Consider the following 19,536-nt stretch of genomic DNA (forward strand, 5'->3'; position numbering starts at 1 on the left):
TCATCATCGTGGCCCGCAAACAGAGAAGGCCACCCCATCGGAGCGGCCTTCTATCGATCGTCCTGCTGACTTCTGAAAAGATCGTCATTCTGAGCGCAGCGAAGAATCTCAGTATCTCGCCCGCACCACCACAGATGCCCCGGAAGCCCTACCCCCGCAACGCCATCTGCTCCGTCACTATCTGCGTAAGGTCAGGCTTCTTCAGTCCATGTTCGCGCTCATTGAACTGGTCCACCTTGCTCGACCAGTTCATCGAGCAGAACTTCGGCCCGCACATGCTGCAGAATGCCGCTTCCTTGTAGTAATCGTCCGGCAGCGTCTCGTCGTGCATCCCACGCGCCGTATCCGGATCGAGCGAAAGCGCAAACTGCTTGTCCCAATCGAACGTGTACCGTGCGTGCGAGATCGCGTCGTCGCGGTCGCGTGCGCCCGGACGATGCCGTGCAATATCCGCCGCGTGCGCCGCAATCTTGTACGCGATGATCCCGTCCTTCACGTCTTTCTCGTTGGGCAGGCCCAGGTGCTCCTTTGGAGTCACATAGCAGAGCATCGCTGCACCGTGCCATCCAATCATCGCAGCCCCGATCGCGCTCGTAATGTGGTCGTATCCCGGAGCGATATCGGTCACCAGCGGCCCCAGCACATAGAACGGCGCACCGTCGCAGAGCTCGACCTCCTTATCCACCTGCTCCTTGATCTTGTCCATCGGCACATGGCCCGGCCCTTCGATCATCACCTGCACATCGCTCTTCCATGCCTGCCGCGTCAACTCGCCCAGCGTCTTCAGCTCCGCAAACTGCGCCTCGTCGCTGGCATCGGCCACGCAGCCCGGCCGCAGCCCGTCGCCCAGCGAGTAGCTCACGTCGTACTTCGCCATGATCTTCGTAATGCGGTCGAAGTTCTCATACAGGAAGTTCTGCTTGTGGTGGTGCGTCATCCACTGCGCCATGATCGCGCCGCCGCGGCTCACGATGCCGGTAATGCGCTTGGCCACCATCGGAACGTACTGGATCAGAACGCCTGCATGGATCGTGAAGTAGTCCACACCCTGCTGCGCCTGCTCCTCGATCACCTCGAGATACATGTCGATGTTCAAGTCTTCAACGCGCTTTACCCGGCTCAGCGCCTCATACAGCGGCACCGTCCCGATCGGCACCGGCGAATGCCGCAGAATCGCCTCGCGAATCATCGGAATATCGCCGCCCGTCGAAAGATCCATCACCGTGTCCGCGCCGAAGTGCACCGCCGTGTGCAGCTTGCGCAGCTCTTCGTCCACATTCGAAACCAGCGCCGAGTTGCCGATATTCGCATTGATCTTGCAGAGCGATTCCACGCCAATCGCCATCGGCTCCAGCTCGACGTGATTGATGTTGGCCGGGATAATCATCGTGCCCTTCGCCACTTCGCTGCGTATCAACTCGGGAGAAATCTTCTCGCGCTCGGCCACGAAGACCATCTCTTCCGTGATCAGCCCTTTGCGCGCGAAGTGCATCTGCGACATGTTCCAATCGCCAGTCCGCTCTGCTTCGGCCTTCCGCTTGACGATCCAATCCGCCCGGCCCGCCGGAACCTTGTATCCATTGCCGTTCGTGCCGTTTTCACCCGGATGATGATTGCCATTTGTGCTCATAGGAACCCTCTTTCAACGAATCGCTGCGCCGCATGCTGACGCACCCCGAGTATATCGCTGTTGCGAACGACGCCGCATGGGTCCCGCACCAGGATCGGCCAACCTAATGCCTGGCACCGCATCCAACCCAGACAGAACGCGCACGACCCGTGAGCACTCCGGCGCACGTTGCCGTCTCACCACGGAAATCCGACATCTCCCGCACCGGTGCCAGCGCCCTTGTGCGGCCCAAAAACGAAAAGGAGCTCCACCATGAAACTGTTTTCCGCCAACATCGAAGATCTGCGCACGCTCTATATCACCAATCTCAAAAAGGCCCTCGATATGGAGCAGAAGATCACCGATGCCCTTCCCAATATGATCGAAAAGGCAACCGATCCGCAGCTCGCCACCGCCTTCCGCGACCACCTTCGCCAGAGCGAAGGCCATGTCGCGAACGTGGAAAGCCTGCTTCGAAAGACAACAGGGGATGCCGGCACCGTCACCTGCAAGGCCATCAGCGGTCTGGTGACCGAAGCGGAGGACAGCATCAAGGACGCCTCCGACCCCAGCATCCGCGACATTACCCTCATCGCATGCGGTCAGCAGGTCGAGCATCATGAGATCGCTGTCTACGGCACCCTGCGAACCTGGGCCACCATCCTCGGCCTCACCGACGATGCCCGCATTCTCGAATCCATCCTCAACGAAGAGAAAGCAGCCGACAAACTGCTCAGCTCCATCTCCGATGGAGTCAACATGCAGGCCGCCGCTTAGTCATCCATCCCACTTCACCACAAAAAATAAGCCGGCAGGAAATCACCCCTGCCGGCTTCATTGTGAGGAGAAGGAGAATTACTCATTTCGCAAGGCAACCATCGGATTGATTCGTGATGCCCGGCGCGCTGGCAGATATCCCGCCAGCGCCGCCACAGCACCGAGCAGCACCGCCATGGCAACAAACGTCGTCGGATCCGTAGGCGTGGTTCCAAACAGCAGCGAAGCAATCAGATTTGCCACCGCAATCGACACCACCGCGCCGACAGCAATTCCCGCTGCCGCCATCCGCAGCGTCTTCGAGAGCACACCCATCTGCACGTTACCCGGCGAGGCCCCCAGCGCCATCCTCACGCCAATCTCCTGCGTCCGCCGTGTCACCGAGTACGAGATCACCCCATAGATTCCCAGGGAAGCCAGCACAAGTCCCAGTGCTGCGAAGACACCCACCAGCATCATGAAGAACTGCCGCGGGGAGACGGCATGATCTACCAGCCTTTGAAGCGGCCGGAACTCCACCGCCGGCTGATTCGGATTGATCTCCCGCAGCGTCCGCATCACACTTCCTGCCAGTTGCTCCGGAGGAAGCTTCGTCCGTACGACCAGCGTAGCGCCGTCCGGTCCCCAGTCCTTCTGCATCATCGGCAGATACATCTGCCAGCTCGACTTGCCTTCCACGTTGGTATCACTAACATCCGCAATCACTCCGATCACGCGAACATCCTTCTTACCGATCACCGCCATCTTCCCAACGGCATCTTCCCCTGGCCACAGGCCCTTTGCGGCACTCTCGTTCAGCACCACAGCACCTTCGCTCTTATCGTTGTCCTGCCAGGTGAAGTCTCTTCCTCGCAGCCGCATCCCCATCGCCTTCAGATACCCCGGCGAGACAATGTAGACGAACGCGCCTTGAAGCTCACCTGGCTTATACGTCTTGCCTTTGATTCTCGGCGCTCCCCAAGACCGGTTTCTGTCGAGCGGAAGATTGTCGGAAAACCCGACCTCCTCCACCCCGGGCAAGCCGCCTACCCGATGCGCGAGGTCTTCGAGCATCGCGCTCCTCTTCTCCGTACTCATGCTCTCGTCATAGTCCACTCGAACCGCCGCGGCCGTACTCGGCTGGAACCCCAGGTCCACGTCCAGCACCCGCAGAAAGCTGCGCAGCAGCAGTCCCGCGCCCACCAGCAGCACGCAGGCCAGCGCCACCTCCGAGACAACCAGCGCCGTGCGCATCCTCTCATGCTGGCGGCCCTCGGTCGTGCCATGGCCGCCATCCTTCAGCGCCTCCTGCACATTCGCACGCGAGGCCCTCATTCCCGGCACCAGTCCGAAGAGGACCGCGGTCGAGACTGTAATCAGAAGACTCCACCCAAGCGCTGTGCCATCCAGCCTGACGCTGCTCAGCAGCGGAAGCGCAATCGAACCCTGATGCGCCAGATACCGCAGCAGTGCATAGGCCAGACCGAGCCCAAGCGCCGCTCCCGCACCCGCCAGTACCAGGCTTTCCGTCAGCAACTGCCGTATCAGCCGGGCACGCCCCGCGCCCAAAGCGCTGCGCAGCGCAAACTCCTTGCTCCGCGCCGCCGACCGCGCCAGCAGCAGATTCGAAAGGTTCACGCACACGATCAGCAGAATCAATCCCACTGCGCACCACAGCACAACCAGCGACCGCTGCAGCTTTCCGCTGACATACTCCTTCAACGGCACCGGCCTCGCCGCGTCTTTGTAATTTCCTTTCGATTCCGGAAACCGTTTGCCCCAGTAAAACTGCGGAAACAGTGTCGTGGCCTCTGCGCGCGCCTGTGCAAGGGTGACTCCGGGCTTCAACCGCCCGAGGAACGTCAGCGTGTTCCCCTGGTAGCGAATATCGTCCATGATCAGCGGGGTCAGAACGTCGACCCTCGCCCCCGGTGAGAACGCCGCTCCGAAGTCGAAACTCTCCGGCAGTACTCCCGCCACGGTCACCGGCTTGCCATCGAATGCAATCGCCTTTCCGATCAGCGAGCGGTCCCCGCCGAACTGCCGCTGCCAGAACGCATGCGACAACATCACCGCCGCTGGCCCGCCCTTGATGGACTCCTCCGGAGTGAACTGCCGTCCCAGCATGGGCTCCACACCAAGCACATGAAGGAAGTTGCCCGCCACCATGATTCCCGTCACCGGCAGCGGAACCCCGCGCCCCGTCAGCTTGTAGTTATCCTCCGTCGAAAAAGCGAAGTAGCCCGTCACGTCCTCATACGACCGGTTCATCAGCCGGAGGTCTTCATAAGCATCCACCGAGTACGTCGAGGCCGACAGCCCCTTCGCATCCGCCGGAGCAATCCACACCAGCCGCGACGGATCGTAAAACGGCAGTGGCCGCAACAGAATCGTGTTCACCACGCTGAAGACGACAACGTTCGCCCCAATCCCCAGCGCCAGAATCAAAATCGCGATAGTTGCAAACCCTCGATCGCGCCCCAGCGTCCGCATCGTATAGCGAAGATCCTGCAACACCGTATCCAGCCATGGCAACCCACGCGACTCCCTCTGCCGCTCCTTGGCCTGTTCCACACCGCCGAATCTCACCAACGCCTGCCGCCGCGCCTCCTCAGGCGTCATCCCTCGCTGCAGATTCTCTGCGGTCGCCATCTCGATGTGCGCCGCCACCTCCGCCTCCAGCTCACGATCCATCGGTTCTTTGCGAAAAAATGCGCCCATCCGCGCCGCTGCGCGACGCAACGAATCCAGCCACGATCCCTTCCCTTTGCCTCTCATTGCTCGCCGCCCTCCTCGCCCATCGCCAGCACCCGGCCCATCACGCCCGCCAGCCGCTGCCAGTACGCCGTATCCTCAGCCAGCTGCTTCCGTCCCCGCTTCGTAATCGAATAAAACTTCGCCTTGCGATTGTTCTCCGACGAGCCCCACTCCGCGTCGATCCATCCTCGCTGCTGCAGCCGCACCAGCGCCGCGTAGATCGTCCCCTGGTTCAGCAGCACCTCGTCGCCGCTCACCTGCTCGATGCGCCGCGCGATCCCATAGCCGTGCATCTCCCCCATGGCTGCCAAAGTCTGCAGCACCATCAGATCCAGCGTCCCCTGCAAAAGATCCAGCTTCGCGTCTCCCATGCGTCTCTCCTGTGGCATCGCCACATTGATACCTGTGGATACGCCACAGGAGAACAGGAGTTCCCTCAATTTTCATTTTTTTGATCTCTGCGACTCATTAGGTTTCAAAACCTTCGTTCGGGTTTTGGGCTGACATCGGAACGACAAGCAAGCTACCAGACAGAAAACAATACTTTTCAGCAAAACGAAGGGCTCGTCCTCCGCAGCACAATACTCGAATCTTCAATCGGGGAGGCCGAAAAAAATGTGACCTCTCCTTTACAAACGCAGTTCGACGAAAGTACAGTTGCACTCCGACAAAATCTCTATAATGGGGGACAGAGACATGCCGAACCCCGACCGCAAGAGCCCGCTGAAGATCATCATCGCCACCGTCCTCATCCTCGGGACCGTCGGCTACCTCGCCGTCACCGGCGTGCGCGACAACAAGAGCTACTACGTCACCATCGGCGAGCTTCAGAAGATGGGCAACAAAGCCTACGTGCGCCATCTCCGCGTGGCTGGCAACGTAGCGCCCGGCAGTATTCAGCGCGCCGGAACCAACGCCACCTTCACCCTGCTCGAGCAGGGCCGCACCCTGCGAGTCACCTACCAGGGCTCCGAGCCGCCGCCCGACACCTTCAAGGACGACGCTCAGGCTCTCGCCATCGGAACCTACGGCCACGACGGCGTCTTCCACGCCACTCAGCTCCAGGCCAAGTGCGCCTCCAAGTACGCGCCTGCGACAGATCAAAAGCCCACCACCACCGCGACCGCGCTTCCCGTAGCCCGCTAGTCTTCTTCGCTGAGCCTCTCGCTCTATACTCGCTAGAAGACTCCTGGCACACCCGCGCATGTCCACCGCCGCTCCAACCCGTGCTGAAGCCGCCGCGACCACAGCCGCCAGCCTTGACTCCGTCTCCAAGATCTACGGAGCCTTCGCCGCCCTGCGCAACGTCTCCGCCACTTTTCCTGCCGGCTCTTCCACCGTCATCCTCGGCGAAAACGGCGCCGGCAAATCCACGCTTCTGCGCGTCGTCGCCGGCCTCATCACTCCCACCCGAGGCAAAGCGACCGTCTTCGGCGGCCCTCCTCATCAGCATCGTCACCGCGTGGCCTATATGAGCCACTCCACCATGCTCTACGACGAGCTCACCGCCATGGAGAACCTCACCTACTTCGCCACCCTCCATCGCGGCGATAGCTGCGCCTGCGTCGGCTCGCCCGAGATGGCCCTTCGCGCCGTCGGCCTCGACCCCACGCTCACCCGCCCCCTGGGCCAGTATTCGCAGGGCATGCGCCAGCGCGCCTCCCTCGCCCGCGTCCTCCAGACCGATCCCGAGCTCCTCCTCCTCGACGAGCCCTTCTCCAATCTCGACGTCGCCAGCGCCGGACACCTCGTCGAGCTTCTCGCCGACTTCCGCACCTGGCCCGTCTTCAACAAAGACGGCGGCGGTGGCGGCGGCGCCCGGACCCTCATCCTCACCACCCATCAGGCCTCGCTCGCCGAACCCCTCGCCGACCGCACCCTCACCATGCGTCAGGGCCAGGTCGTCGACATCGCTACCGGAACCCACGGATGAAATCAGCCGAGCCCACCCAGAAATTGGCAAAGACCAACGCAGCCCGCCTCCTCGACTCCCTCGGCATCACCTACGAGCTCCGCGCCTACGAGGTCGACCCCGAAGACCTCACCGCCATCTCCGTAGCCCGCAAGATCGGCCTCCCCGCCGAGCAGGTCTTCAAGACCCTCCTCTCCCACACCAACATCGGCGAGCACTTATTCGCCGTCATCCCCGGCGACTCCGAGCTCGACCTCAAAAAACTCGCCCTTGCCGCCGGAGCCAAAAAGGCCGAGCTCGCCTCCCTCAAAGACGTCGAGCCCCTCACCGGCTACATCCGCGGCGGAGTCACCGTCATGGGCGCCCGCAAGCCCTTCCCTGCCTTCGCCGACGAGACCATCGAGCTCTTCGACATCATCAGCGTCTCCGCCGGCCTTCGCGGCCTCCAGCTCATCCTCTCCCCCGCCGACTACCTCCGCGCCACCCAGGCCACTCTCGCCGACCTGACCAAAGCCTCCGCCCCCGAGAGCATTGGAGACGCCCGTTGAGGTATCTCCGCTACGTCCTCGACCATCTCCGCAAGGATCTCCGCCTCGAGTGGCGCTCCCGCGACTCCATCAACGGCATGCTCTTCTTCGTGCTCCTGATGGTCGTCGTCTTTTCCATCGCCTTCGATCCCGCGGGCTACCCCACCGTCACCCGCCAGATCTCCGGAGGCATTCTCTGGGTCGGCCTCCTCTTCGCGTCGATGACCGCGCTCAACCAGTCCTGGACCCGCGAGCAGCGCAACCAGGTCCTCGAAGCCCAGCGCATGGCTCCCTCGCCCGCCTCTGCGCTCTTCGTCGGCAAGGCGTTGGCCAACATGCTCTTCGTTCTCGTCGTCGAAGCCGTTCTTGCGCCTATCTTCGTCGTCTTCTTCAATCTGCATGTCCTCGGCAACGCCTGGCTTCTCGCGCTCATTCTTCCCCTCGGAACCTGGGCCCTGGTCGTCAACGGGACCTTCTTCGCCGCGCTCGGCCTGCGCGCCCGTAACCGCGAGCTCCTCCTCCCCCTCATCCTTCTTCCGCTCTCGCTTCCCGCACTCCTCATGATGGTGCAGGCCACCACAGGCGTCCTCACCGCCGAGCTCGATCCCATCTATCTCCGTTCCTGGATCACCCAGCTCGCCTGCTACGACATCATCTACACCACCGTCTGCATCCTCCTCTTCGAGACCGTCCTCAACGCCGAGTAGCTGAATGCCCAACAGCTCAGCGACCTAAAACCATACGAAGCAAGCCTCCTGAACAATTAAAGTGTCATCTCGACCGGAACGGCGCCGCCGCGCAGTGGAGAGACATGCGGTTCGCTCGTGCTGCCCCTTTCCCCCGACCGCGAAATCCAGACAATAGCCAGTCGTATTACGGCGTCCTGATGCGGCTTCATGGCCTGCGCAATCGGACTGTCAGCTTTGCGATTTGCTCATCAAGCAATCGCAGTCGCTCCAGCTGCAGCGCGAGCATTTGCCCGTGCAGGGGCCGAATCCAGGTGACAAGGAAGCCGTCGAGCCAGCCGTCAATCATCTTTGATCTGGGCATCCACTCTTTCACCTGCAACGCACGGCTTCATAAGTCAAAGTTGCCAATGTCAAGGTGATTCAGTCTTTGTGACGAGATTCTCTATCAGAAAGAAAGCGTTTTGCTGACAGTCATGAAAGAGGGATAACCGGATCTGCAGAAATCTGCACAGGATTATTGCCCTGTTAACCGCAACAGTTCGCAACCACCGTAAAACAACATAGACGAGTTAGCGGGAGTTTTATATCCCTGGTAACCCATTGATCCACATACATTTGGATGAGATGAAGCTATTGCAAACAGAGGTGTAAGCAATTGTTCGTCAAAGAGCCCGAAAAGAATTTTTTGGATCAATCTACGGAGGCCATGCGAATTATGGCCATCCGCGATGGGGAAAAGAAGCCCCTCTTCGACTCGGATCTGCAAGGGGCGCTCTCTCCATCGCCATCGCTGTTAATCGAGAAACACGAGATCTGCCAGACCGATTGGCAGACGGTAATCCTTCCTGACCAGGTACTGACGCTATATATGAAGCGTTGCGGTGTGGAATATGGGAGCAGAGCCGGTGATCTTCGGGGCCTCGTTCTAACAAAGGGCTGCGTGGTGATCGAAAAACGCGCGTGCGAACAGATATTCCGTCTTGATTCGCCAACCTCCACCCTTACCGTTCGCTTGTCCGATTCGGCACTGACACAGGCGGCCGAAGCCTCGCCGGGCATACGAGACTGCGTGCCAACGGACAGGGCGGCCAGGGACAGGAGGCTTTCCTCCCTGCTCTATGCGCTGGAGTGCGAGCGAATATACGGATATTCTGCGGGGCGCCTGTTTGTCGACGGAATCGAGCAGGCTCTGGCGGCGATTCTGGTCAACTATGACGGCATCGCATGCCGTGCGGCGCAGGTGTTCAAAGGCGGGCTGGCTCCTTATCGAATGAAGCGCGTGAATGAGTTTATCCACGCACGCATTGAAGAAGAGATCAGCCTGAGCGAACTGGCGCAGGCAGCCGGATTGAGCCCCTCACACTTTTGCAGTCTTTTCCGCAAGACCTTGGGCACAACGCCACACCAGTTTGTACTCGGCCGCCGGATTCAACATGCGAAGACTCTTTTGTCGGATCCGAGCCGCTCGATTCTCGATGTTGCGCTGGCTTCCGGCTTTCGAACCCATCAGCATTTCTCCAGGATCTTTCACCGTTTTACCGGGGCATCTCCCAGCGGCTATCGCGCTCAGCTTTGATTGCATCTTGCGAGGATGACCTGCAATACGAATCTGACGATCCGGACTGTTGAAGCTCAAAGTCTACTGACGTTCCAGGTGCAGCTCGAAGGCGGCGGCTCGCGCGAGAGTGAACCTGTCTCCGTCGCGCAGCCGGGCGGCTACTCCAGGCTGGAGAGGATGGTTACGCAGAGAGGTGCCGTTCGAGCTGTCGAGATCGATGAGGTAACAATTCCTGTCGCGCTTATGCACCTCACAGTGAAAGCGGGATACTTGCCGGTCCGGATCGCGAACGAGTACCTCATTTTTTCTGCCTCCGTCCATGGCGACCCCGCCGATGTGGGTGACCTCCTGGTTCAATAGGTAACGCTTGCCCTTGTCGACGCCGTCGAGAGCGATGAGATAGGCGATCACGGTCCTGCCACGGCGTCTCCAGAAAAAAACGGGAAGCCCAACGAGGACCAGAAGGCCACCTCCGCCAAGGCCAGCACGGAGCAGGAGACGGTCTCTGAGCCGGGATCGGATGAGTGCCTGCAGGCGATCGACAGCGGGCCCGCTGGCTCCAAGCCGTTGCGCGTCGTTCAACCGGTCCCTCGCCTGGTTGAGACTGCCCTGCAACAGTGCGTCCTGCGTCTGGCGTACGAGCGCATCGCGTCGGGCGATGTTTTCCTGAAGCCTGGTGGTGGAAGCCTGCTGCTCTGCCATACCGTGCTCGCGCTGTGCGTTTGCGGCGTCGATCTGGCCCTGGGCCTTGTCCAGTCGCTGCTGCGCAGGCATATCCCCTGGATCGAGAAACAGAATCTGCTTATTGATGCGCACGGCCTCTTCCGGGGTGGAGGCACTCAGAGCATCCATGGTTAATCTGCGGATCTGCTCCTGGTTGGCTTTGTCTTCAGGTGACGGGCCAAGCACTGTGGGCACGGGGATGGCAGCAGGCGGAGCCGCAGCGGGAGTGATGGGCGTCGTTCCGGGAATCTCTAAGACAGGTGCCGGTGGAGGCGGAGGCGCAGGTCCTTTCGGCAGAGCCGCTATCTGAACATCGAGCAGGTCGAGCTTGGCCTTGTCGCTTTGTATGCGAAAACCCAGAGGTCCGGCGGCCGAGTGGTATGCGCCCTCGGGACGGGAGTCGTAGTAATCGGTCACCAGAGTGCCGTTGATCCACACGGTGATGCGATGGGCACGAGCGATTACCGTACCAGTGAAGGGCTGTCCGGCCGCTATCGAAGAGGCGCGCGCCTTCTCTAACCTGACCAGACCGCCGACGCCGAAAGATTTTCCATCCTCGAGTTGACGCGCCGTAGCCGTATCGGTGCTGATCGCGTATCCAGAATCGAATTGTCCGGGCGTTCCGCGAAAAAATATCTCCGTTGCGGTATGGCCGTCGCCATCAATCGCGGAAGTCTTCGCCGTGAACTGCAACACGAAATCGTCATAGGCGGTGGTCGACTCAAGCAGGCCCTCGCCCCCTTCTCCATGAATGCCTCCCGAGCCCGACCACCGGACATTTCTTGAGGGCTTGGGCTTGCCGGACAGGCCCGGAATCGGCAGCTTCAGCTTCGATTTTTTCTCTGGAGCGGGCGCGGCTACAGCTCGCCAGCCGTCAAGGTTGGAGCCGTTGTAAAGCCGGTCGAGGCCCAGCGGCTTGAGCTGGATGGAGCGAACTTCGAGCTTCGTGCCACGCGGCGCTGCGAACTCAAAGTAGCCCACTCGATTCTTCGTATTCTTTCCATCCGCGGTCATTTTTCCGTTGAGGGTGGCGAGCAGATGGGTGCCCTCCGCCTTCACTTCGTAGGTATTCCAAGCGCGAGTTGCTGGAGTCGAAGCAGGCTCCGCTCCACTGATTCCCTCCATGGTGCCATCGCTGAGTGACATCGTGTAACCCGGTTGCGCTGGCTTGCTTTGCGGATCGGCGCGCAGCAGCAGCGTCGCAGGGCCGCCGGTCATACGAGCCTCGAACTTCAGATCGAAGTCAGAGAACGAAGCAGTCATTCGCAGGCGGCTCTGCTCCGCCGAGTCCGAGACGAGCGCATTGCCGGCAATCTGCCAGTCTCCATTGCTGGACCAGCCGGAGCGGGAGGTTCCGTCGAAGAGACGGATCCAACCTTGCGAAGCCTCGTCGGTGGGCAAAGGGCCAGCCGGCTCCGAAGCGCCCATCCAGGGAGCGAGAAAGAGAAGTGAGAGGGCCGCAGCGGCGAGCGCCCGGCCGTTATGCCGTGGCCGTGGCATTCTGGGAGATGTCAAAGCTGAGTCCTGTCTCTTCCGAATAATTGAGGTGCAGTTTCTGTCCCTGCTCGATCTCGCCCGCGATCAATGCCGTGGCCAGTGGGGAGAAAACGACCTGTTGCATGGTCCTGCCTACTGGCCTTGCGCCATACTCCGGATCGTAGGAGAGCGCGGCCAGATGCTTGACCGCAGCCTCATGGGTGCTCATCTCGATCTCGCGTTCCTCCGCGAGTTTTTTGCGTAGGCGATCGAGTGAGTGCCCTACTATCCGCTCAAGCTCTACCGAGGTAAGCGCATCGAAAGGCACCACCTGAGAGATGCGGTTGTACAGCTCAGGTCGAAGCGTCGCTCGTACGACCTCAGAGATAATCGCGCGGCGCGCTTCTGGCTCGTCGCTCTGGGCCATCGCTTCGCGTGCGCCCAGGTTGGAGGTAAACAGAATGATGGCGTTCGAGAAGTCGCAGAAGCGTCCCTTTGCATCAGTCAGCCTGCCTTCGTCGAGCACGCCCAGCAGAAGATCCAGAACCTCGGGGTGCGCCTTCTCGACCTCATCAAAGAGCACGATGGAGTAGGGGCTTCGCCGGACCCGTTCGGTGAGATAGCCACCCTCGTCGGAACCGATCAGGCCGGGCCGCGATCCGATGAGGCCACTGACGGAACCTTTCTCCTTGTACTCTCCCATATCAACGCGGATGAGCGCTGTCTCGTCGTCGAAGAGCGCATCTGCCAGCGCCTTGGCCAGCTCCGTCTTTCCTGTGCCGGTGGGGCCGACGAAGAGAAACGAGTTGGGCTTGCGATGAGTTTCAAGATCGGCACGCATTCGCCTGACTGCCTCCGCAACGGCAATCACGGCCTCCGGTTGGCCGAAGATACGTTCCGACAGCCGTTCTTCAAGCTTCAGCAAACGCTCGCGTTCGCTCTCGAGCATACGGTGGATGGGAATACCGACGCGTTCCGCGACGACCTCCGCGACGTGCTCTGCCCGCACTTCATCCGGTACAGCAGGGCTTTGGCCAGTTTCATCCTCAAGCTGGCGCTCCAGATCGCTGCGTTGCGCCTCAAGATATTGCAAGGCTCCGTAGCGGATCTCGGCGGCCCGGGTGATGTCGCCTGCAGCCTGCGTCTTGATCAGAAGAGCCGTCTGCTCTTCGATAGCCTGCTTCGTAGCCTGCAGACTTTCGGAGGCCTGCTTCTGCATCAGCCATTTTGCCGTCGACCCATCAACGCGCCTTGTCAGTTCCGCGATCTCGTCGGAGAGCGCGGAGAACTGCTTCGCGTTAGGAGACATACTTTCAAGCTCCATCCGCTTGTCGGCTAGCAGGCGCTCCAGCCGGTCAATCTCTCGCGGCTTCGACTCCTTCTGCATGCGAATGCGCGCGGAGGCTTCGTCAAGGATGTCGATCGCCTTATCGGGCAAAAAACGCACAGGCAGGTATCGCCGCGAAAGTTTGACCGCAGCGTGCAGAGCTTCGTCGGCCAGCCGGACACCATGATAGGTCTCGTATCGGGAGCGGATTCCGCGAAGGATGATCAGCATCGCCTCGTCAGTGGGCTCCTTGACGACGACCACATCGAAGCGGCGTGCAAGCGCACCGTCCTTCTCAATCTTTTCGCGATACTCGTCGAAGGTTGTCGCTCCGACGCAGCGCAACTCGCCGCGTGCGAGCGCAGGCTTCAAAATATTGGCCGCATCCATGCCACCTTCATTGCCACCGGCGCCGACGAGGGTGTGCAGCTCATCGAGGAAGAGGATGATCTCTCCTTTGCGCGCACGAACCTCATCGACGATGCCTTTGAGGCGCTCTTCAAATTCCCCGCGATATTTCGTGCCAGCTACCATCGCAGTCAGGTCGAGTGCGAGAACCCTGCAGCCCTTGAGAGACTCGGGAACGTCTCCGGCCGCGATGCGCAAGGCCAGCCCCTCCGCGATGGAAGTCTTGCCGGTACCTGGGTCTCCGACGCAGACCGGATTGCTCTTGGTCTTGCGCAGCAATGTCTGGATGACGCGCCGAATCTCTTCGTCGCGCCCGACGACGGGCATGAGCTCTCCGCTACGAGCGAGTGCCGTAAGGTCTCGCGCGAACCGCAGGAGCAACTTGCCGGAGGGGGCATTCGTTCCGGCGCCGTACGAACTCGATCCATGCGCGCCAGCCGCGCCGTTCAAAGCTTCCTCTGTAGAATCGCTCCGGTCCTTCGCCATCATAAGGGTTTCTCGCGTAATGCCCGCTGCGCGCAGCTCCTTCGCGAGTTCTTCACTATGTACAGAGGCAGCCTGCAGGAAGTCCACGGGTTCAGCGGTCTCGGCCCCACGCGCATCCATCTCATGAAACGAATGTTCGATCAGATCGCGCAGACCACGTGAAGCGACAGGACGCCGTCCCGGATCGCGGTCGATCGCAGGCAGTCGGTTAAGGCGTACGGTAAGCGCCGCAAGGATGGGGGCTGGCGAAATGCCTGCCCTCGTGAGATAGGCTGTCATCGCCTTCTCTTCGAGCAGCACATACAACAGATGCTCCGGTGCAATGCTGGCGTGCCTGCGCTCTTCCGCAAAGCGACGCGCGCGGTCAAGCGCCGTCTCAAACTCCGCGGACAATTTATCCAGTGGGAATGCCATGCAATTCTCCGCGATCTTTATTCCAGGCGCCGTCTGCGCGGCGGAGGAACAGGGTTTTCCATCTGTCCGGTCTCAGACGCGGCCGTCTGCTCCTCACGAGAGCCCCACGCATTCCAATTTCTGGCCGGCTGAGGCTGCAAGGGTGGCCGAAAGGCCCGAGGTGCCGCATCGGCGCGAACTACTGCGAGCCCTTCCGCTTCTTCGTTCGCTCGAGGGGATGTCTCAATCGATTGACTGGGCAGATTCATCTTCTCGGTATCCTGAGCGTAGAAGCGATGGCGCACGAACAGCAGGGCCGTCCGCACGCTGAAGTGCGCCGGCACCGCAACCCGCAGATCGGTCACGGTCGCAATGTCGGGGGCCTCGAAATCGAACTCCACGTTTTTTTGTCCGGCGAAGCGCACCTGCCCTACGCCGTGGATCGGGGCGCGACGCGATCCGCTTCCTTCGTTGATTCGGATCTCTACGGGCAACTGTGTCTCTGCGGCGTACTCATGATCCAGCTCGGCGGTAAGGATAATCCTGTATTTTTCACGCCCTTCGAGCCGGACGTTGGCGAAATAGAATGTCATCTCATCGCCGAAGCCCTGCAGCCGTGCGGGTTTGGCAGCCAGCTTGTAGAGCGCGCTTCCGCCACGGTCGAAGACGAAGTTCATCGTATCGAGCGTGGGGCTTACGCGGAAGTCGATGTATTTGCCTTCGAGAGCGCGCTCCAAAGTCTGCAGGCTGCGCAATGAGTTCTGCACGAAGCGGACCTCCAGGCCGAGATCGTCTTCGACTCGCCAGCGCGGCGAGCTCTTCAATAGCTGCTTCTGCTGCTCTACAAGAGGAACGAACTCCGTTTCGCCAGCATTTTTCAATGCATCGAAGTACTGCTGCACTGGCGGGTTCAGATCCAGACTCACGGCAGCGCCCTGTAGAAACTTGCGGAGACTGCCAAAGAACTGAGCGGGGAGCTGGGTGGGATTGAGACAGTCATAGAGACATGCCTCAATGGAGGGAATGATCCGTTTGACGAACTCGAGCGTATCGCGATCGATGCCAACGTCGATGCCGCGCTCACGGGTCAGCTCGATGTACTCCTGCATGGCGCGATGCAGCTCGATGAAGCGGCTGGAGAGATAGGAAAGCTGCTCGACAATTCGCCGCCAGGCGGCACTGAGTTCGCTAAAGGCAGTCAGATGGGTGCAGGGTGGAATGAAGCGGGAGTCTTGCTCATAGGCGAGACTGCGCTCGGAGCGGCGTATGCGGCTCACCGCAATTGCGTGTTGCACTTCCTCGCCGTGTGGCTGCAACGTCAGTCGGCAGCAACGAATCCGTTCTGTCTGCATCTGTGGGTTATGCTCGTCGGGCGCGCCATCGAGTACGGTGTAGACATGGGGTGGAGCCACAATGTAGATACGCGCTTCCTTGATGCCTTCCAGGTCGCTTTTGCTGAACTCCTGATAGAGCGGATAGTCCGGCGTAATCTCGACCGGAGTGCCGGATACGGTAAGGCCGCGGCATTGCGTCACCGTGATGCGCAGCGTGTGCTCATCTTCCAAGAGGGTGATGACGGGATCATGCCTTACCGCTCCGACCTCACTCTCCGGCAGACGCGGGCCACCACCGATCAACCCGAAGCCGTCGTGGGTGTAGCGCATCATCCAGAGCATTTCCGCCTCGTAGAAGCGCTCCTGCCGCAGAAAGTGCTCCGGAGCGACGAGCATCCCAAACTCCCAGTTGACCGCGTTGTGGTGAATGTCTTTCTGGTTCATGCACATGCTCCTCTACCGAGGTGAAAGTTGAGACCGATGCGGCTATTTTTCGCCGCGATTCCAAGACGAGGAGCCTGCCGGGCATCCTCAAGCACCCAGGCGATGGAATGGCGCTGCCAGGCGCTCACGCATAAGTCCGTGGTCATCTGAATAAGCCGGCGGCCTTGCTCAGACTGGAAACTGGTATAGGTATCGAGTGATACGGGGCCTAACCGAATCGTGACGGAGTCGGTGTCGAGCTGACGATCTCCTACGAGGAAGTCGCGTCCGAGGCGGCTTGCCCGCGAACCGAGAAGCGATTGGTCTTCCCTTCTGAGCAGCCGATGCGCATCGCTGTACTCGATACGCTTTACAGGCAGGCCGAGGAGAACGAGAAAGGTCAAACGAATCCCGACCTCGCGCGCGGCCATGACCGGCAGCGTGGGCGCCAACAATGCAAGCGGATAAAGCAGATCCTCAGGCCAGACTGCAGACTCGATACCGAAGAGCGTAAGCCAGCGGCGGCAAGCTGCAAATTTTCCTGGACCGATCTGGAAGAGAGGAGCGCCGGCACGAAGCCACTGAGCCGCCTTCTGCATGGGATCGTCGAAGAGCTGAGATAACTCTCGTGTGCCCATCTCGGCCTCTCCACCGGACTCGCGCATGGGCAGCGGCAAGGCTTCGAAGCAGCCGAAGCCGGCGATCCACAGCGTGACGGGCACGGAGGGAGTGAGCGGAGTACCGGGAGATGGAGACTGGCGCACGATCTGCAAACTGGGACGGCCGGCGCCGGCCATGCGCAGGTTGAGACGCGACTCGGCAATACCCAGCGCATCGAGTACATGAACGGCCGAGTCAATCGTATGGACAAAACCGGCAGTACCCTGCGCGAAGTCGGGCATCGTGGGGTACTGCTTCCCGGGCGGCTGTAAGACGGTTATGTCCATGCCAGCTCCACGTTCACGTCTACATCGAGTGGCACCCGCTCCGCAAGATAACTGTGCAGATCGTTGACAAGGACGCGTGCCTCTTCTTCGGGAGCGGCAAACCTGTCGCGCCCCGCCATCACCGTGATGCGGTGCAGCCGACGCAGTCCGCGCGTGCTTCGCACAAGGATTGGATGAACATCGATGCGCGTGATGCGGCGATCGAAGGAACGGATTGAGGTTTCGAGATCGATGCGTGTGAGCAAACGTTGCCGTGATAGCAACGCCTCAGAGAATCGCCGCTGCGCCGAATGCAGGCCTTCACCATCGGAGCCGCCCGCACCCGCGGTGATATTTTCAACCGTCAGGCTGCGGACTGGCGGCTCTTTCACAAAACTCTGCAGACGCGCAACTCCCATCTGGTTCCCGGCCGTCCCCGCAGTCATCCAGAGACGCACATTGGCGTAGGTTTCCTCCGATCCGTCCGGCATCTTGCCCGGCAACAGCGTCAGATAGCCCTGGTGAAGACGGTATCTCCCTATGCCTGGACTAAAGGAAGGCTGAAACTCGGGAAGGTATGTCTCCCCGCTTTCTCCGGTGATCGAAAGTGGCGCCACGAGAAAAGAACGGCCGCCTGTCTCTCTGCTGACAGGGATCGTCGTGCCGTTCTCTTTGAAGTTCACCGTCTGGTTGGAACACTCCACATTGGAGGCGCTCTGCGCATGCAGATAGACCGCCGAGATGGCAGTGTGCAGCGTTTCTACGCGGGCATCGAGCTGGATGCGCAGCCACGCCCGTGGCCTGATAAAGAGTCCTGGGCGTTCGAAGATCGAGCGGAGTGGAGTCTCCATACCCTGGGGGACGTCGCACAGAAAATGCCGCTGCGCAGGGATAGCCGGGAGTACAAAGCACCTCCCCCGCCAGAAGCCTCCAGGCAACGACGGCGTCTCCACACCTTTCTGTATCCCCGCTGCTTCGTCGGTCATCTTCAACCAATGGAGTTGGTGCTGTCCCGCATTCAGTTCGCGTGGGCGGAGCACTCCCGCGGCTTCGAACCGGCCATCGTTCGAGGCGAGACACCAGTTTTCGCTCTCCAGCTGCGCGCTCAACAGCGTAGCCTCCGGGCTGGTCTGCAAAAAGATTCCATGCCGGGAAAGATACGTGGGGGCAAAATTCTCAATCGCAATGTAGATCGCCGGGTGCGGCCCCAACTCCGCGGGAACTGCGCTATACGACGGCCCGGCGCGCAGGCTCTCCGTCGGCAGTTCAATGCCGCTGAGCAGGCGCAGCTCTCCGCCCAGATCTGCGCCTGCTGAGCGGCTGCTTGCCCTGAGGCACTGGTAAACGAACACCGCTGCAATCCGCGCAGGAGAGACGGAGATACCGTAGTCCGTCGTAAAGCTCATCCGGCCGCCGCTCTCAGGCTCTCCGCCCAGCACGGTTCCCGCGCTGACATGCGCCGACTCCGCCTGGCAACGATAACGCACCACTACCTGCGCAGGATGGGCAAAGCGGCGCTCAAAACCGAGACCTTCCAGAAGCTCATCGAGCAGCGCTGTCCGGAGCCTGTCGGTGTCGGAGGACAGAGCGTGAATCTGCGAGGCCAGGGTGCGGAAGAGCACGGCCAGCACAGGGTCGATGATCGTCGACTCGATTCCGTACTCTCGCAGATAGCGCCGAAAGTCGTCGCGGAGCTTCAGATCGATTTCGGCGGCGCTTGAATTCATAAGGCGTACCCTACCGTGCGGTCGCTGCTGTGTTCCCGCAGCAGCAGAGTCACACCACGTCCTTCGGTCGCACGTGTTGTCCAGCGCGCGTCATCGGACTGCTGCATACTTTTTTGGAGCGGATCAAGCACGAGAGAGTCAACGCGGTAACGGGTCAGTCCGAGCTCAAGCAGGACCGAGTTGATCTGTTCGGCTGTGGCTGCGGCCATGCGTTCACGCGACTCCTCCGACAGACCCTCCCTGGCGATCTCGGGGAAAAACTCCTGAAAGCCAAAGAGTGGATGACCGGCCCATGAGCCTCGGGGTGTTCGCGCCATGATCCCGACGAGCATCAGATATGTCTCCCGTTCATCGGTCTTCTGCAGCAGCCCCTGCTGCAGGCGCAGAGGAAATGCAATCGACGGACTCGAGAGATTGTCTGCGCGATAAGTTGGGATCAACTTTGTGACTCCTGAGGAAGGTGACCGTACAGCCTGCAGTGACGAAGCAGGCTCGCCAACGGCCC

The 19,536-nt window shown here is 60.6% G+C and carries 16 protein-coding genes; 6 read left to right on the forward strand and 10 right to left on the reverse strand.

From position 1 onward, the window contains the following. Positions 1 to 148 precede the first annotated feature (148 nt). Positions 149 to 1,630 (reverse strand): phosphomethylpyrimidine synthase ThiC, encoded by a 1,482-nt coding sequence (thiC, locus tag BDD14_RS08235; RefSeq protein WP_130418377.1) that lies wholly within the window; start codon positions 1,628 to 1,630, stop codon positions 149 to 151. Positions 1,631 to 1,882: 252 nt separating this feature from the next. Between thiC and BDD14_RS08240 the strand changes: the two genes are divergently transcribed. After that, entirely contained in the window at positions 1,883 to 2,386 is a 504-nt protein-coding gene (locus BDD14_RS08240) for a YciE/YciF ferroxidase family protein (protein ID WP_130418378.1), read from the forward strand. 78 nt (positions 2,387 to 2,464) lie between these two features. Here BDD14_RS08240 and BDD14_RS08245 read toward each other — a convergent pair whose 3' ends face one another. Beyond that, complete coding sequence (locus tag BDD14_RS08245) at positions 2,465 to 5,143, reverse strand: ABC transporter permease (RefSeq protein ID WP_130418379.1); 2,679 nt, start codon at positions 5,141 to 5,143, stop codon at positions 2,465 to 2,467. After that, positions 5,140 to 5,493, reverse strand: a complete 354-nt coding sequence (locus BDD14_RS08250; RefSeq protein WP_130418380.1) for a PadR family transcriptional regulator — start codon at positions 5,491 to 5,493, stop codon at positions 5,140 to 5,142. Before BDD14_RS08250 ends, BDD14_RS08245 begins: the two co-directional genes overlap by 4 nt. Positions 5,494 to 5,818: 325 nt before the next feature. Here BDD14_RS08250 and BDD14_RS08255 point away from each other — a divergent pair, with 325 nt between their 5' ends. The 4 genes from BDD14_RS08255 to BDD14_RS08270 are packed head-to-tail and all read left to right on the forward strand — an operon-like array spanning position 5,819 to position 8,268. After that, positions 5,819 to 6,268, forward strand: coding sequence for a cytochrome c maturation protein CcmE (locus tag BDD14_RS08255; RefSeq protein WP_130418381.1), 450 nt, complete (start codon positions 5,819 to 5,821; stop codon positions 6,266 to 6,268). Positions 6,269 to 6,326: 58 nt separating this feature from the next. Further along, entirely contained in the window at positions 6,327 to 7,055 is a 729-nt protein-coding gene (locus BDD14_RS08260; protein ID WP_130418382.1) for an ABC transporter ATP-binding protein, read from the forward strand. Further along, complete coding sequence (gene ybaK, locus BDD14_RS08265; RefSeq protein WP_130418383.1) at positions 7,052 to 7,582, forward strand: Cys-tRNA(Pro) deacylase; 531 nt, start codon at positions 7,052 to 7,054, stop codon at positions 7,580 to 7,582. Before BDD14_RS08260 ends, ybaK begins: the two co-directional genes overlap by 4 nt. Then, positions 7,579 to 8,268, forward strand: a complete 690-nt coding sequence (locus BDD14_RS08270) for a heme exporter protein CcmB (RefSeq protein ID WP_130418384.1) — start codon at positions 7,579 to 7,581, stop codon at positions 8,266 to 8,268. Before ybaK ends, BDD14_RS08270 begins: the two co-directional genes overlap by 4 nt. Positions 8,269 to 8,455: 187 nt before the next feature. Here the strand turns inward: BDD14_RS08270 and BDD14_RS31680 are convergent, their stop codons facing one another. Then, complete coding sequence (locus BDD14_RS31680) at positions 8,456 to 8,611, reverse strand: hypothetical protein (RefSeq protein ID WP_165419980.1); 156 nt, start codon at positions 8,609 to 8,611, stop codon at positions 8,456 to 8,458. Between the two features lie 354 nt (positions 8,612 to 8,965). Here BDD14_RS31680 and BDD14_RS08275 point away from each other — a divergent pair, with 354 nt between their 5' ends. After that, the gene (locus tag BDD14_RS08275) at positions 8,966 to 9,826 is read left to right on the forward strand and encodes a helix-turn-helix domain-containing protein (RefSeq protein ID WP_165419981.1); all 861 of its coding nucleotides are present in this window, start codon (positions 8,966 to 8,968) and stop codon (positions 9,824 to 9,826) included. 63 nt (positions 9,827 to 9,889) lie between these two features. Here the strand turns inward: BDD14_RS08275 and BDD14_RS08280 are convergent, their stop codons facing one another. From BDD14_RS08280 to BDD14_RS08305, 6 genes are read right to left on the reverse strand one after another with little or no spacing between them, the layout of a single operon-like run. After that, the gene (locus tag BDD14_RS08280; protein WP_165419982.1) at positions 9,890 to 12,031 is read right to left on the reverse strand and encodes a 3-keto-alpha-glucoside-1,2-lyase-like domain-containing protein; all 2,142 of its coding nucleotides are present in this window, start codon (positions 12,029 to 12,031) and stop codon (positions 9,890 to 9,892) included. After that, on the reverse strand, positions 12,012 to 14,642 hold the full coding sequence (locus tag BDD14_RS08285) for an ATP-dependent Clp protease ATP-binding subunit (protein WP_130418387.1): 2,631 nt from the start codon (positions 14,640 to 14,642) through the stop codon (positions 12,012 to 12,014). The genes BDD14_RS08280 and BDD14_RS08285 overlap by 20 nt, the downstream gene beginning before the upstream one ends. A 17-nt stretch (positions 14,643 to 14,659) precedes the next feature. Further along, positions 14,660 to 16,399, reverse strand: coding sequence for a type VI secretion system baseplate subunit TssK (gene tssK / locus BDD14_RS08290; RefSeq protein WP_165419983.1), 1,740 nt, complete (start codon positions 16,397 to 16,399; stop codon positions 14,660 to 14,662). Then, entirely contained in the window at positions 16,396 to 17,325 is a 930-nt protein-coding gene (locus BDD14_RS08295) for a type VI secretion system baseplate subunit TssG (protein ID WP_130418389.1), read from the reverse strand. Before BDD14_RS08295 ends, tssK begins: the two co-directional genes overlap by 4 nt. Continuing rightward, the gene (locus BDD14_RS08300) at positions 17,316 to 19,031 is read right to left on the reverse strand and encodes a hypothetical protein (protein WP_130418390.1); all 1,716 of its coding nucleotides are present in this window, start codon (positions 19,029 to 19,031) and stop codon (positions 17,316 to 17,318) included. Before BDD14_RS08300 ends, BDD14_RS08295 begins: the two co-directional genes overlap by 10 nt. Further along, positions 19,028 to 19,471, reverse strand: coding sequence for a hypothetical protein (locus BDD14_RS08305; RefSeq protein WP_130418391.1), 444 nt, complete (start codon positions 19,469 to 19,471; stop codon positions 19,028 to 19,030). The genes BDD14_RS08300 and BDD14_RS08305 overlap by 4 nt, the downstream gene beginning before the upstream one ends. Positions 19,472 to 19,536: the final 65 nt, after the last annotated feature.

This window comes from Edaphobacter modestus (assembly GCF_004217555.1).
GTDB lineage: Bacteria > Acidobacteriota > Terriglobia > Terriglobales > Acidobacteriaceae > Edaphobacter > Edaphobacter modestus.

Excerpts from the sequence above, each read along its gene's own strand:
- BDD14_RS31680 (WP_165419980.1), bottom strand. The coding sequence starts at position 8,611 with ATGCCCAGATCAAAGATGATTGACGGCTGGCTCGACGGCTTCCTTGTC.
- BDD14_RS08295 (WP_130418389.1), bottom strand. The coding sequence starts at position 17,325 with ATGGACATAACCGTCTTACAGCCGCCCGGGAAGCAGTACCCCACGATG.
- BDD14_RS08300 (WP_130418390.1), bottom strand. The coding sequence starts at position 19,031 with ATGAATTCAAGCGCCGCCGAAATCGATCTGAAGCTCCGCGACGACTTT.
- BDD14_RS08255 (WP_130418381.1), top strand. The coding sequence starts at position 5,819 with ATGCCGAACCCCGACCGCAAGAGCCCGCTGAAGATCATCATCGCCACC.
- ybaK (WP_130418383.1), top strand. The coding sequence starts at position 7,052 with ATGAAATCAGCCGAGCCCACCCAGAAATTGGCAAAGACCAACGCAGCC.
- BDD14_RS08245 (WP_130418379.1), bottom strand. The coding sequence starts at position 5,143 with ATGAGAGGCAAAGGGAAGGGATCGTGGCTGGATTCGTTGCGTCGCGCA.
- BDD14_RS08240 (WP_130418378.1), top strand. The coding sequence starts at position 1,883 with ATGAAACTGTTTTCCGCCAACATCGAAGATCTGCGCACGCTCTATATC.
- tssK (WP_165419983.1), bottom strand. The coding sequence starts at position 16,399 with ATGAACCAGAAAGACATTCACCACAACGCGGTCAACTGGGAGTTTGGG.
- BDD14_RS08285 (WP_130418387.1), bottom strand. The coding sequence starts at position 14,642 with ATGGCATTCCCACTGGATAAATTGTCCGCGGAGTTTGAGACGGCGCTT.
- thiC (WP_130418377.1), bottom strand. The coding sequence starts at position 1,630 with ATGAGCACAAATGGCAATCATCATCCGGGTGAAAACGGCACGAACGGC.
- BDD14_RS08275 (WP_165419981.1), top strand. The coding sequence starts at position 8,966 with ATGGCCATCCGCGATGGGGAAAAGAAGCCCCTCTTCGACTCGGATCTG.
- BDD14_RS08280 (WP_165419982.1), bottom strand. The coding sequence starts at position 12,031 with ATGCCACGGCCACGGCATAACGGCCGGGCGCTCGCCGCTGCGGCCCTC.
- BDD14_RS08250 (WP_130418380.1), bottom strand. The coding sequence starts at position 5,493 with ATGGGAGACGCGAAGCTGGATCTTTTGCAGGGGACGCTGGATCTGATG.
- BDD14_RS08260 (WP_130418382.1), top strand. The coding sequence starts at position 6,327 with ATGTCCACCGCCGCTCCAACCCGTGCTGAAGCCGCCGCGACCACAGCC.